The sequence below is a fragment of the Pseudomonas sp. Leaf434 genome, from assembly GCF_001425545.1.
Lineage (GTDB): Bacteria > Pseudomonadota > Gammaproteobacteria > Pseudomonadales > Pseudomonadaceae > Aquipseudomonas > Aquipseudomonas siliginis.
The window spans coordinates 299199-311379 of the sequence record NZ_LMQZ01000008.1 but is presented as its reverse complement, the minus strand read 5'-3'; the positions used below and the strand labels follow the sequence as shown (position 1 = coordinate 311379).

Sequence of the window (12181 nt, the reverse complement as noted above, 5' to 3'; positions counted from 1 at the left end):
GAGCAGGCTCGCTCCCACAAGGAATTTCAACACGGCTCAGGGCCGAGGAAATACCAGAGATTCAGGCACATCGATATCCCACAACACCCCCGGATCTTCCACCGCTACTTCCACCACCCTACCCTGCGCAAACAACGGCCGTGCGCCACGATCGCCGGTCAGCGCCTGCAACTGCGCGGCAAACGAACGGCCAAACCCCACCGGATGGCCAAACTCGCCACCCCGCACCGGCACGCTCACCGCATCATCAGCCATCGCCGCGACCACTCGCTCAATACTCGATGGCAAGATAAACGGCATATCGCCGAGCACAATCAACCAGCCATCAGCGTCAGGGCAAGCGGCAACACCTGCAGCGATGCTGTCGCCCATGCCGGTCGACTCGATTGACACCACGTCGCAGCCATATGCCTGGGCCATGCGCATCGCCTGTGGTCGCGCTTCGGTGGTGACCAGTACGCGCTTGTCGAGACTGGCCGGCAGGTTCACCAGCACCTGCTCGATGACCGAACGCACCGCGCCGTCACGCCCGGTGCAGTCAGCGAGCAATTTGTCTTTGTCGGGGCCGGCGATCTGGCGAAAGCGTTTGCCCTCGCCCGCCGCCAGCACGATCACTGCGATGGATTGGCTCATGCACCCTCCAGCGTTTTTTTCTGCTTCAACTCCACACCGTTCTTGATCGCGACAATTTCCGCCAGCAAGGACAAAGCGATCTCTGCCGGCGAATGACTACCGATGTGCAGGCCGATCGGCCCGTGCAAGCGATCAATCGACGCTTGCGACAAGCCTAGCTGAGCGAGGTTTTCCCGGCGCTTCTGGCTGTTGACCCGCGAACCGAGCGCGCCGACGTAAAACGCCGGCGAGTCGAGCGCGGTGAGCAAAGCCATGTCATCCAGGCGTGGATCGTGAGTCAAGGCGACAATCGCCGTGCGCTCGTCGGTCTGGATGTTCAGCACAGCTTCATCCGGCATGCCGGGGACGAAACGGCCATGCTGCTCTTCCCAGCCGTAAACGAACTCGGTGCGCGGATCGCAGATCAGCACTTCGAAATCCAGCAGCCGCGCCATGTCGGCGACGTAGCGCGACAGCTGCCCGGCACCGATCAGCAACAAGCGCCAGCGCGGGCCGTAAATCGCTCGCAGAGTCTTGCCGTCGAACACCAGCGAATCGGACTTGCTCGCCGGAGCCAGCCGCACCTCGCCGGTTTCGATGTTCAGTTCTCGGGCGACGATTTCATGGTTTTCGCAACGCTGCAGCAGCTCGGCGACCCACGCCGGGTCACCGACGCGCTCTTCGGTCAGGCGCAGGGTGCCGCCGCAAGGCAGGCCGAAACGCGCGGCCTCTTCGCGGGTCACGCCGTAGGTAATCATCTGCACTGGCGGACCATCGGTGGCAATGCGGCCGTCGTGCAGCCGCGCGATCAGGTCATCTTCGACACAGCCGCCTGACACCGAACCGATCACCACGCCGTCCTCGCGCAAGGCGAGCATGGCGCCGGGCGAGCGCGGCGCGGTGCCCCAGGTCTGCACCACGCTGAACAGCACCACCCGCTGCCCGGCACGGCGCCACTCGAGGACGCTGCGCAGGACGTTGAGATCGACGCTGTCCATTTACGCCTCCGCCTTCTGCCAGCCTTGCAACTGATACCGCACCGGCAGATTGCGGATGCGCTTGCCGGTGGCGGCGAAGATCGCATTGCACAGCGCCGGAGCAATCGGCGGCACGCCCGGTTCACCAACGCCACCCAGCGGCACGTCACCCGGCGGCGTGACCAGATGCACCGCAACTTCCTTGGGCGCCAGCGACATGCGCGCGACCTCGTACATATGGAAGTTGTCCTGCTGGACTTTGCCGTCCTTGAAGCTGATCTCACCGAGCACAGCGTTGCCCAGGCCCATGACGCACGCGCCTTCGAACTGCGAACGGATGCGCTCAGGGTTGATCTGCGGCCCGCAGTCCACGGCGATGTCGGCCTTGTGCACGATCAGCGAACCGTCGTCCTTGACCTCGACTTCGATCACTGCCGCCACATAGGTGACGAAGCTGTAATGCACTGCCAGACCGAGGCCACGACCCTTGGGCAGTTTGCGTCCCCATCCGGCTGCCTTGGCGGCGGTTTCCAGCACGGTGCGCATGCGCCCGGTGTCGATCGGATAACGCTCGGGCGATTCGCCGTAGTTCCACTCTTCGCTCAAGGTGCGTGGATCGATCTGCCGGTCCGGGCCGAGCAATTTGATCTGGTACTTGAGCGGATCTTCCCCGGCCTTGTGCGCCAGTTCGTCGACGAAGCTCTGAATCGCAAAGCCGTGGGGAATGTTCGACACCGAGCGGTACCAGCCGACCCGCGTGTGTACCTTGGCTTCGGGGTTTTCCAGGCGCACGTTGGGAATCGCATAGGCCATGTTGGTAAAGCCCATGCCCAGCTCGAACGCCGCCTCATGGTTCATGTCCGGCGCAAACAACGCGGTGATGCTCGGCGCCACGGTGCGATGCAGCCAACCGGACGGCATGCCGTTCTTGTCGATGCCGGCCTTCAGATATTCCGCCGACACGGTGTGGAAATACGAATTGTGGATGTCGTCTTCGCGCGTCCACTGCACCCGTACAGCCTTGCCCGGAAATTCCTTGGCGAGGATCGCCGCTTCAACGACAAAGTCCGGCTTCGACTTGCGCCCGAAACCACCGCCCAGCAGCGTTACGTTGAAGGTGACCTTTTCGAACGGTACGCCCAGGCGCTCGGCGATGCGCTCGCGGGTGACCTGCGGTGCCTGACTCGGCGCCCAGGCTTCGCACACGCCGTCCTTGTAACGGGCAATGGCAACCATCGGTTCCATCGGCGCCTGCGCCAGATGCGGCAGGTAGTACGAGGCTTCGAGGGTGCTGGCGGCACCGCTCAAGGCTTTGTCGATATCACCGGTGTTGCGCACCACTTTGCCGGCCTTCAGCGACGCGGCTTCAAGCTCTTTGCGATAGGCAATCGAGTCATAACTGGCATTCGGGCCGTCATCCCACTCGATCTTCAGCGCCTCGCGGCCCTTGATCGCCGCCCAGGTATTGCTGGCCACAACCGCGACGCCGCCTAGTGGCTGGAACTCCGACGGCAATGGCCGGCCTTCGATCTGCATGACTTTTAGCACGCCAGGGACTTTCAGTGCGGCGCTGTCATCGAGGCTTTTGACCTTGCCTCCATAAACCGCCGGGCGAGCGATGGTGGCGTAGAGCATGGCATCGAAATGCACATCGGCGCCGTACACTGCGCGGCCATTGACGATATCGGCACCGTCGATGGCCTTGGTGCCTTCCTTGCCGATGTAGCGAAATTCCGACGGCTGCTTGAGACGCAGGCTGTCACGCGCCGGTACTGCCAGCGCACTGGCCGCAGCGGCGAGTTCGCCGTAACCCAATTCACGGCCGGACGGTTTGTGAATGACCTTGTGCAGTTGCGCATGGCATTCGCCAACCGGCACTTTCCACTGCGCAGCGGCCGCCTGTTCGAGCATGGTCCGCGCGGCGGCGCCGCAACGACGCATCGGCTCGTACCAGTGACGCATGCTGCGCGAACCATCGGTGTCCTGGTTGCCGAAGCGCACTTCGTCACCCGGCGCCTGCTGCACTTTGACCTGCGCCCAATCGGCCTCAAGCTCATCGGCAACCACCATACTCAGGCTGGTGCGCACGCCCTGGCCCATTTCCGAACGGTTGCACACCACGGTGACGCTGCCATCGGCAGCAATGCTCACGTAAACCTTGGGATCGTCGATCCAGCCATTGGGCATGCCATCGGCGCCAAACTTCTTCGCAGCGTCATCGGCCAGCGCATCCTGCCAGCCCCAGCTCGCGGCGAGGACCAGCGCACTGGTGGCGCCGACGCCTTTGAGAAAACCACGGCGGCTGAGGTTGCTCAGGGCGAAATCATTCGGGACGCGGCTCATGCCTTCACCTCCTTCAGTTGAGTGGAGGCCTGGCGGATCGCGGTTTTGATCCGGTTGTAGGTGCCGCAGCGGCAGATGTTGCCCACCATGGCTTCTTCGATCTGCTCGTCGCTCGGGTTCGGATTGGTTTTCAGCAGAGCGGTGGCCGACATGATCTGCCCGCCCTGGCAATAACCGCATTGAGCCACAGCGCTGTCGAGCCAGGCCTGCTGCACGACCTTGCCTACCGGGTCGGCGTGGAGATTATCGATGGTGGTCACGTTCTGACCGATCACCGAGCCGATCGGCGTGATGCAACTGCGTGCCGGCAAGCCGTCGATATGGATGGTGCAGGCGCCGCACAGGCCCATGCCGCAACCGAATTTGGTGCCGTTGTATCCGGCGACGTCACGAATCGCCCACAACAGCGGCATGTCTTCGGTGACATCGAGGGAGTGGTCTTGACCGTTGAGTTTCAGGGTAATCATGGGCACGCCCGCATATTTTTTAGTGGTTATGGGGTCGAGCAATCTGCCGCCGGAAAATCAGCGGTGGGTTCGCGCAGATCGACTCAGGCTAATCAGGCTCTCTTGCGCCGACGGGAACGTCTGCACCGGGCCTTTGGGTGGAGCAAATGGTAGGTATCGTTAGGTCGCTAAGTTAACCCAGCATTAACAAAAAAGCCCTGCACTTTTTTCATCAGTGCAGGGCTTTGGATGGCGTCAGGCAAGCGTAGCCTCAATACCGATTGGGCTCCATTTCCAGTTCGACATGGAAGCGCTCGGCGATGTCTTTCTGGATACGTTGCGCCAGGTCGAGCAGTTGCAGGCCGGTGGCCGTGCCGTAGTTGACCAGCACCAGCGCCTGCAACTTGTGCACGCCGGCATCGCCATCGCGGAAGCCTTTCCAGCCGGCGCGTTCGATCAGCCAGCCAGCGGCCAGTTTCATCTGCCCATCGGCTTGCGGGTAAGCCACCAGATCCGGGTGCTGCGTTTTGATCTGCGTGACCACAGCGGCGGGCACCAGCGGGTTTTTGAAGAAGCTGCCGGCGTTGCCGAGCACCGCCGGGTCCGGCAGTTTTTCGCTGCGGATGCTGCAGATGGCGCGGCTGACATCGGTGGGCGTTGGCTGCTCGATGCCCTGCTCGCTCAAGCGCTGACGCACCGGGCCGTATTCCAGATGCAGGTGCGCGGCGCGATCAAGCTTGAAGCGCACCCGCAGAATCAGCCAACGTCCCGGCTGCTGCTTGAACAGGCTGTCGCGGTAGCCGAAATTGCAGTCTTCCAGACTGAAATCACGCAGCTCGCCGCTCTCGCGGTCCAGCGCGGTCAGGCCAGCAAACACGTCCTTGATCTCGACGCCATAGGCGCCGATGTTCTGCATCGGCGCGGCGCCAACGGTGCCAGGAATCAGGCTGAGGTTTTCCAGCCCGGCCAAACCTTGGGCCAGCGTGTGCTGCACGAATGGATGCCACGGTTCGCCCGCTTCCGCCTCGACCACCACGCGACTGCCATCATCGCTGAGCACGCGGATGCCGCGCGTGACCATGCGCAGCACCAACGCCGGAATATCCGCCGTCAGCAGCAAGTTGCTACCGCCGCCGATCACCAGCAACGGCACGTCATGGGACGCGGCATAGGCCAGCGCTTCGCGGACATCGTCATCGTTGTGGGCTTCGGCAAACAGCTGCGCGCGCACATCGACGCCGAACGTATTGAAGGCCTGCAACGATACTTGCGGTTGCACCTGCAAACTCATAAACGGCCCTTCACTTCGACCAGCAACTGGTCGCAGGCCGCTTCGATCAGATCCAGCACCTGCTCGAAACCCTGATCACCGTCGTAATACGGGTCCGGCACTTCATCGACCAGCCCGGCATAACGACGCAGGAACAGATCCAGCTCGGCCCTGCCGGTGGATGGCTGCAAAGCCTTGAGGTTGCGCAGATTGCTGTTGTCCATGGCGAGAATCAGGTCGTAGCTGGCGAAATCGGCCCGGCTGACCTGCTGCGCGCGTTGCGTCGACAGGTCATAACCGCGCAGTTTCGCCGCCGCCTGGCTGCGCTTGTCCGGCGGGTTACCGACGTGCCAGTCACCGGTGCCGGCGGAGGCTACTTCGACCACATTTGCCAGCCCGGCTTCACGCAACTTGTGGCGCAACACGCCTTCGGCGGTGGGCGAACGGCAGATGTTGCCCAGGCACACAAACAGAACGCGCATCAGGCCCCCAGCAGGTGACGAACCCGCTCAAGGTCTTCGACGGTGTCGACACCGGTCGGCGGCGCGATCAGCGCGTCAGCGACATGAATGCGCACGCCATGCCACAAGGCACGCAGTTGCTCGAGGGATTCGGTGTTTTCCAGCCAGCACGGCCCCCAGCTCACGAAGTCGTGGAGGAACCCGGCGCGATAGGCATAAATACCGATGTGGCGGCGATAGGGCACGCCTTCCGGCAGCTGCTCGCGGCTCTTGGCAAATGCATCGCGTGCCCATGGCAAGGTTGCACGACTGAACGTCAGGGCCAGACCGTTGATATCGCTGGAAACCTTCACAACGTTCGGGTTGAACAGGGTTTCCACGTCTTCGATCGGCTCGGCCAGCGTGGCCATGCGCGCTTGGGTATGGGCAGCAAGGTTGGCGGCGACCTGGTCGATCACGCTCGGCGGAATCAACGGCTCATCGCCCTGGACGTTGACCACGATCGCATCAGGCGCAAGACCGAGTTTCGCTGCGACCTCGGCCAGACGATCGGTGCCGGAATTGTGATCTTCACGGGTCAGCACCACTTCGGCGCCAAAGCTTTTGCACGCCTCGACAATGCGCGCGTCATCGGTGGCAACCACGACGCGGGTCGCGCTGCTTTTGCTCGCCTGTTCCCAGACATGCTGGATCATCGGCTTGCCGGCAATATCCAGCAACGGCTTGCCCGGCAGACGGGTCGAGGCGAACCGCGATGGGATGACAACGGTGAAGGCTGTGGTCATTTATCCAGGCGCTCGTCGGTGGTCAGGGTGCGCGCTTCGCTTTCCAGCATCACCGGGATGCCGTCGCGGATCGGGTACGCCAGACCAGCGCCCTTGCTGATCAGCTCGGTCTTGTCGGCACTGAGCTTGAGCGGACCTTTGCACACGGGGCAAGCGAGGATGTCGAGCAATTTGGTGTCCATGAACATTCCCAGAAATAAAAGAGTTAAGGCAGCAGACGATCCGGCAGCAGGCGCATCAGCTGAGTGTCGAACCAGGCCACGAAGGCTGGCGACGGCACGGCATCGACCGCCAGATACCACCAGTCGGCAGCAGCAAAGGCACGGCACTTCACCGCGTCCTTTTCGGTCATCACCAAGGGCAATGACGGGGTGAAATTCAACGCCTGCACGCTGTACTCGGCGTGATCGGCGAACGCGTGCGGGACTGGGCGCCAGTCTAGCGCTTCAAGGGTATTGAAGAAACGTTGTGGATTGCCGATACCGGCCACCGCGTGCAGCGCTTGCCCGGGCGGGAAATGCTCCAGTGACTGACGTTCGCCGCTGCGCAGATTGACCAGGGCCGTGGGTTGCAGGCGGAAGGCGAAACCATCGTCGCGATCATCAAGGGCACCGTTGAACAGCACGCCATCGACACTTTGCAGGCGCTCGACCGGCTCACGCAACGGCCCGGCCGGCAGACAGCGCTGATTGCCCAGTCCGCGCGCGGCATCGATCAGCACCAGTTCCAGATCCCGCGCGAGGCGATAATGCTGCATGCCGTCGTCAGACAGAATCAGGTCCAGCGGCTCACTGGCAATCAAAGCTTTGACGGCGGCGCTGCGATCAGGATCGATCATCAGCGGCACGCCGGTGCGCTGGACGATCAGCAGCGGCTCGTCACCGGCAACCTCGGCGCTGTGCTCGGCCTCGACCCGCCACGGCAGGTGCGGCGGTTTGGCGCCATAACCGCGACTGACCACGCCAACGCGCAGTCCACGGCGTCGGCAATGCTCAATCAGCCAGAGAATCATCGGCGTCTTGCCGGTGCCACCGACGGTGATATTGCCGACCACGATCAGCGGCACGGGCGATTGGTAGATCTCACCTTCACCGTCGAGAAAGCGCTGACGCTTGTTGATCACCACGCGGCGATACAGCATTTCCAGTGGCCGCAGCAGCGTCAGGGCCGGATGCCCCTGATACCACGCGGCGAGCAGGCGATCGGACAGGCTCATCAGGATTTCGGCGCCGCCTCGACCGTGGTCATGCGCAGATGGCTGAAACCGAGCTTGCCGGCCGCGTCCATGGCGGTGATCACCGATTGATGCTGGGCCTTGCCATCGGCACTGATCGACAGCGGCATGTTGGTGTCGCCGTTGGATTCTTTCTGCATGGCTTCCATCAGCGTCGGCAGATCATTCTTCGGCAGAATCTTGTTGTTCACCGAGAACACGCCTTCGGCACTGATCGCGACGTCCAGCTGTTTGACCTGCTGATCTTCGGCGGGCGAACCGCTGACCGCTTCCGGCAGATCCACGCGCAGCTGGGTTTCCCGAGTGAAAGTGGTAGTCACCACGAAAAACAGCAGCAGGATAAACACCACGTCAATCAGCGACGCGAGGTTGATGTCCACGGTTTCCCGGGGCTTGCGACGGAATTTCACGCTTTGCCCTCGGCCAGATCGACATCACGGTCGCCCTGCACCACTTCCACCAGTTTGATCGCTTCCTGCTCCATGCCGACCACCAGCTCGTCGATACGACGTTGCAGGAAGCGGTGGAAGAACACCGCCGGAATACCGACCATCAGGCCCGCTGCGGTCGTGATCAGCGCTTTGGAAATACCGCCGGCCAGTACCGAGGCATTGGTGGTCATGCCAGAGCCGGTGAAGGCACTGAAAATGTCGATCATGCCCAACACGGTGCCGAGCAGGCCGAGCAGCGGCGCCATGGCGGCGATGGTGCCGAGGGCGTTGATGTAGCGTTCGAGTTCATGAATGACCCGCGCAGCAGCCTCTTCGATGCACTCTTTCATGATCTCGCGACCATGCTTGGAATTGGCCAGGCCTGCGGCGAGGATTTCCCCCAGCGGCGAGTTGGCGCGCAACTCCTTGAGTTTTTCCTTGTTGAGCTGCTTGTCCTTGATCCAGACCCAGACCTGACCCAGCAGATGCTCGGGGGTGACGCGACTGGCGCGCAGTGTCCACAGGCGCTCGGCGACGATCGCCATGGCCGCGATGGAACTCAGAATGATCGGCAACATCATCCAGCCGCCGGATTTGACCAATTCCCACACAGTGACAGTCCCCTCGAAAAAGTGCGCCACTTTACCATACCGATCCGCGATTAAGACCCGCCGCCCCGACGACCGTGAGGTGGCACCCATGCTGGCACCGATCAACGGCCCGGGACCGGCGGATCGCGCCAGAAACGCCGCTGTTGCCGCATCGTCCACGGCGGCTTGAAGCTGCCCAGTTGCAAATGAATGGCACCTTGTTCGGCGCTGTCGTAGATGCGCAGGCCCTGTTTGCGATAGCGCGCCAGCACGGTGGGATGCGGATGACCGAAGGAGTTGCCGTGGCCACGGGAGATCAGCACCGCTTCGGGCTGCAAGGTTTTGAGCAGGGCCATCGACGATGAACTGCGACTGCCGTGATGGGGCGATTGCAGCCACTGCGTCGGCACGGCCAAGGCGCTGTCGAGCAGGACGCGCTCGGCATGAGTGTCGATATCGCCAGTGAGCAGCAGGCGTTCGCCGTTGGCTTCGATCTGCAACACACAGGAACGCTGGTTGCTGTCATCTGCCGCCGACCATTGCCAGAGCTGGAACCGCACGCCGTCCCACTGCCATTGTTCGCCACTTGCGCAGGCTTCGGCGTTCAGCTCCGGCGGCAGGTTTGGCGGATCGCCGCTGACCACGCGGTGCACGTTCAATCCACGCATGACCGCCCGGGCGCCGCCAGCGTGATCGGCGTCAGCGTGGCTGAGCAGCATCAAGTCGAGCGCTTGCACATTGAGTTTACGTAACGCTGGCAATACCACTCGCTCGCCGAGATCGAACTCGCCGAAACGCGGGCCGGCGTCATAGAGCAATGCGTGATGTCGCGTGCGCACAAAAATCGCCAAGCCTTGGCCGACGTCGATTTGCCAGACATCGGCTCGCCCTTCCTCTATTCGCTCTTGAGGCGGCAGTGCCAAGAGCAACAGCAGCGGCCAGCCCAACGGACGCATTGGCACGCCACGGGGCAACAGCAATAAAATGGCGCCAAGGCTGCCCAGGACCAAAGCCCACCATGGAATGGCGGCCGGTATCCACGCCGGCCATTGCCCGGCAATCAGCGCCAGCCCGATAAACAGCCAGTCGATCAAACCACCGGCCAGCCACAACAGTCCTTCGCCAACATAAGGCACGGGCAGCAATAGCGTGCCGAGCAATGCCGGCGGCAGCACCACGAGGCTGACCCACGGAACGGCCAGCAGATTGGCTACAGGCCCGCTGACGCTGATGGGCAAGCTCAACGCCAGCAACACCGGACACAAGCCGATCGCGATCAGCCACTGCGCGCGGGTCCAGGTCTGCCACCACCGCCAGGCCCCCAGCCGACCGCCGAAGGTGAAGATCAACACTGCCACCGCCGCGAAGGACAGCCAGAAACCCGGACGCAAACTGGCCAGCGGATCGAACAACAGCACGCCATTGAACGCCAGCAATAACGGCCACCACGCGCCGAGATGGCGAAAACGCAGCCGCCACAGCAGCACCAGCGTCACCATCACGCAGGCGCGCTGCACCGGCACATCGAACCCGGCGAGCAAGCCGTAACCCAACGCCGCCGCGAATGCCAGGCCACACGCCCACGGCAACCATGGCCAGCGCACCGGCCAGATTCCGAAACGCGCCAGCCCGGCAACCAGCAGATACATCACTGCGGCGAGCAAACCGATGTGCTGGCCGGAGATCACCAGCAGATGCACGGTGCCGGTGTCTTGCAGTACCTGCCAATCCTCGCGACTGAGCCCAGAGCCATCACCGAGCACCAGCGCTGCCAGCGCGCCCTCGCGTCCTTGCGCATCCACCGCCAGCAGGCGTTGGCGAACGCCGTCGCGCCATGCATGCCGGGCCTCAGCCAGGCGCTGGCCATCCTTGATCGTGCCGGTTGCGCCGATCCGTTGCGCGAGCAGCCAGGCCTCGTAGTCGAAGGCGTGCGGGTTGAGCAGGCCACCCGGGCGCTTCAACTTCACCGCCAGGCGCCAGCGTTCGCCGCTGTTGACCGGCGGCCCGGCGTACCAGGCCAGGCGCAGCAGCGATGGCAGTTTTTCGTGGCGTGAGCGCGCATCAGCCAGCTCGAAACGCACCACGCCATCGCTGTGCTGCGGTAAGCCGACCACGCGCCCTTCAAGCCAACGGGTTTCGCCGTCCAGGCTCGGTGGCAAGCGGTCATTTAGCGCCCACTGCGCGCCAACGCAGGCCCAGGTAAAGCCAAACAGCAAAAATGCCAGTGGAAAGCTGCGAAACGGCAGCAACATCAGCGCCACCATTGGCAGCACCAGCAACCAACCGACCGGCGGCAAGGCCGGCAAAAAAACCGGGGCCAGCAGACCGACTGCCAGCGCCATCATCCCTGTGCGCATATGCCCGTCCTTGAGAGTCCCCCCACTAGGCATAGCCGGTCTGCGGCACCACCGTCGTCAACAATTGTCACAAAGTCTGAATGGGCGGTTCGTAGAATCCAGACATACTTGCCGCCTTAACCGACCGAGAAGCCCTATGCCCCGGCGCTTATTCAAACGTTACATGCCCGACCCGACGAGCATCAGGGAACACAAATCCTTACGCTTTCTCGGCACGTTGCTGCATGACCCTAACCTCTGGCATCTCAACCGCCACTCGGTCGCCCGGGCGATGGCGGTCGGCCTGTTTGCGGCGTTCCTGCCGATCCCGGCACAGATGCTAGTAGCGGCGGCATTGGCGGTGATGGTGCGCGGCAATATGCCAATCGCGGTGAGCCTGGTCTGGCTGACCAATCCGATCACCATGCCGGCGGTGTTTTTCTGCACCTACCAGGCCGGGGCGTTCCTGATGGATGTGCCGGCGCGGCATCTGCCGGACGAGTTGACCTGGGAATGGATCAGCGGTGAGCTGTCGACATTGTGGCAGCCGTTTTTATTGGGCTCGGTGGTTGTCGGCCTGGTGCTGGGCGTTCTCGCGTACTTTCTGGTGATGCTGTACTGGCGCTGGTGGGTGGCGCGGCAATGGCGGCGGCGCAAGCAAAGTCGGCAGAAATGAATGCAAAACGGCCTCCGCGA

Annotated in this window: 13 protein-coding genes; 1 reads left to right on the top strand and 12 read right to left on the bottom strand. The window is 62.8% G+C overall.

Going from position 1 to position 12181, the window contains the following annotated elements; translation table 11 throughout:
- Positions 1–36: 36 nt before the first annotated feature.
- The 12 genes from ASG55_RS16250 to ASG55_RS16195 all read right to left on the bottom strand — a co-directional run bounded on the left by ASG55_RS16250 (position 37) and on the right by ASG55_RS16195 (position 11506).
- Complete coding sequence (locus ASG55_RS16250; RefSeq protein ID WP_056788227.1) at positions 37–633, bottom strand: nucleotidyltransferase family protein; 597 nt, start codon at positions 631–633, stop codon at positions 37–39.
- Complete coding sequence (locus ASG55_RS16245; protein WP_056788224.1) at positions 630–1610, bottom strand: XdhC family protein; 981 nt, start codon at positions 1608–1610, stop codon at positions 630–632. The genes ASG55_RS16250 and ASG55_RS16245 overlap by 4 nt, the downstream gene beginning before the upstream one ends.
- Positions 1611–3932 carry a xanthine dehydrogenase family protein molybdopterin-binding subunit gene (locus tag ASG55_RS16240; protein WP_056788220.1) on the bottom strand — a complete coding sequence of 774 codons (2322 nt, stop codon included), beginning with the start codon at positions 3930–3932 and terminating at the stop codon, positions 1611–1613.
- Positions 3929–4399 (bottom strand): (2Fe-2S)-binding protein, encoded by a 471-nt coding sequence (locus tag ASG55_RS16235; protein ID WP_041479453.1) that lies wholly within the window; start codon positions 4397–4399, stop codon positions 3929–3931. The genes ASG55_RS16240 and ASG55_RS16235 overlap by 4 nt, the downstream gene beginning before the upstream one ends.
- 250 nt (positions 4400–4649) lie before the next feature.
- Complete coding sequence (murB, locus tag ASG55_RS16230) at positions 4650–5669, bottom strand: UDP-N-acetylmuramate dehydrogenase (RefSeq protein ID WP_056788218.1); 1020 nt, start codon at positions 5667–5669, stop codon at positions 4650–4652.
- Complete coding sequence (locus ASG55_RS16225) at positions 5666–6130, bottom strand: low molecular weight protein-tyrosine-phosphatase (protein WP_056788214.1); 465 nt, start codon at positions 6128–6130, stop codon at positions 5666–5668. The genes murB and ASG55_RS16225 overlap by 4 nt, the downstream gene beginning before the upstream one ends.
- Positions 6130–6894 carry a 3-deoxy-manno-octulosonate cytidylyltransferase gene (kdsB, locus tag ASG55_RS16220; protein ID WP_056788212.1) on the bottom strand — a complete coding sequence of 255 codons (765 nt, stop codon included), beginning with the start codon at positions 6892–6894 and terminating at the stop codon, positions 6130–6132. The genes ASG55_RS16225 and kdsB overlap by 1 nt, the downstream gene beginning before the upstream one ends.
- Positions 6891–7076, bottom strand: a complete 186-nt coding sequence (locus ASG55_RS16215; protein WP_003179363.1) for a Trm112 family protein — start codon at positions 7074–7076, stop codon at positions 6891–6893. Before ASG55_RS16215 ends, kdsB begins: the two co-directional genes overlap by 4 nt.
- Positions 7077–7099: 23 nt before the next feature.
- Positions 7100–8110 carry a tetraacyldisaccharide 4'-kinase gene (gene lpxK / locus ASG55_RS16210; protein WP_056788209.1) on the bottom strand — a complete coding sequence of 337 codons (1011 nt, stop codon included), beginning with the start codon at positions 8108–8110 and terminating at the stop codon, positions 7100–7102.
- Positions 8110–8538 carry an ExbD/TolR family protein gene (locus ASG55_RS16205; protein ID WP_041479458.1) on the bottom strand — a complete coding sequence of 143 codons (429 nt, stop codon included), beginning with the start codon at positions 8536–8538 and terminating at the stop codon, positions 8110–8112. Before ASG55_RS16205 ends, lpxK begins: the two co-directional genes overlap by 1 nt.
- Complete coding sequence (locus tag ASG55_RS16200; RefSeq protein ID WP_016771007.1) at positions 8535–9170, bottom strand: MotA/TolQ/ExbB proton channel family protein; 636 nt, start codon at positions 9168–9170, stop codon at positions 8535–8537. Before ASG55_RS16200 ends, ASG55_RS16205 begins: the two co-directional genes overlap by 4 nt.
- 101 nt (positions 9171–9271) lie before the next feature.
- Positions 9272–11506, bottom strand: coding sequence for a DNA internalization-related competence protein ComEC/Rec2 (locus ASG55_RS16195; RefSeq protein WP_056788205.1), 2235 nt, complete (start codon positions 11504–11506; stop codon positions 9272–9274).
- Positions 11507–11642: 136 nt separating this feature from the next.
- Here ASG55_RS16195 and ASG55_RS16190 point away from each other — a divergent pair, with 136 nt between their 5' ends.
- Positions 11643–12161: a DUF2062 domain-containing protein gene (locus ASG55_RS16190; protein WP_039760200.1), complete on the top strand. Its 519-nt coding sequence runs from the start codon at positions 11643–11645 to the stop codon at positions 12159–12161.
- Positions 12162–12181: the final 20 nt, after the last annotated feature.

What these genes read in the sequence shown, in the direction of transcription:
- ASG55_RS16240 (WP_056788220.1), bottom strand. Translation starts at nt 3,932, where the DNA reads ATGAGCCGCGTCCCGAATGATTTCGCCCTGAGCAACCTCAGCCGCCGT.
- ASG55_RS16215 (WP_003179363.1), bottom strand. Translation starts at nt 7,076, where the DNA reads ATGGACACCAAATTGCTCGACATCCTCGCTTGCCCCGTGTGCAAAGGT.
- ASG55_RS16190 (WP_039760200.1), top strand. Translation starts at nt 11,643, where the DNA reads ATGCCCCGGCGCTTATTCAAACGTTACATGCCCGACCCGACGAGCATC.
- ASG55_RS16195 (WP_056788205.1), bottom strand. Translation starts at nt 11,506, where the DNA reads ATGCGCACAGGGATGATGGCGCTGGCAGTCGGTCTGCTGGCCCCGGTT.
- kdsB (WP_056788212.1), bottom strand. Translation starts at nt 6,894, where the DNA reads ATGACCACAGCCTTCACCGTTGTCATCCCATCGCGGTTCGCCTCGACC.
- ASG55_RS16235 (WP_041479453.1), bottom strand. Translation starts at nt 4,399, where the DNA reads ATGATTACCCTGAAACTCAACGGTCAAGACCACTCCCTCGATGTCACC.
- lpxK (WP_056788209.1), bottom strand. Translation starts at nt 8,110, where the DNA reads ATGAGCCTGTCCGATCGCCTGCTCGCCGCGTGGTATCAGGGGCATCCG.
- ASG55_RS16245 (WP_056788224.1), bottom strand. Translation starts at nt 1,610, where the DNA reads ATGGACAGCGTCGATCTCAACGTCCTGCGCAGCGTCCTCGAGTGGCGC.
- murB (WP_056788218.1), bottom strand. Translation starts at nt 5,669, where the DNA reads ATGAGTTTGCAGGTGCAACCGCAAGTATCGTTGCAGGCCTTCAATACG.
- ASG55_RS16250 (WP_056788227.1), bottom strand. Translation starts at nt 633, where the DNA reads ATGAGCCAATCCATCGCAGTGATCGTGCTGGCGGCGGGCGAGGGCAAA.
- ASG55_RS16225 (WP_056788214.1), bottom strand. Translation starts at nt 6,130, where the DNA reads ATGCGCGTTCTGTTTGTGTGCCTGGGCAACATCTGCCGTTCGCCCACC.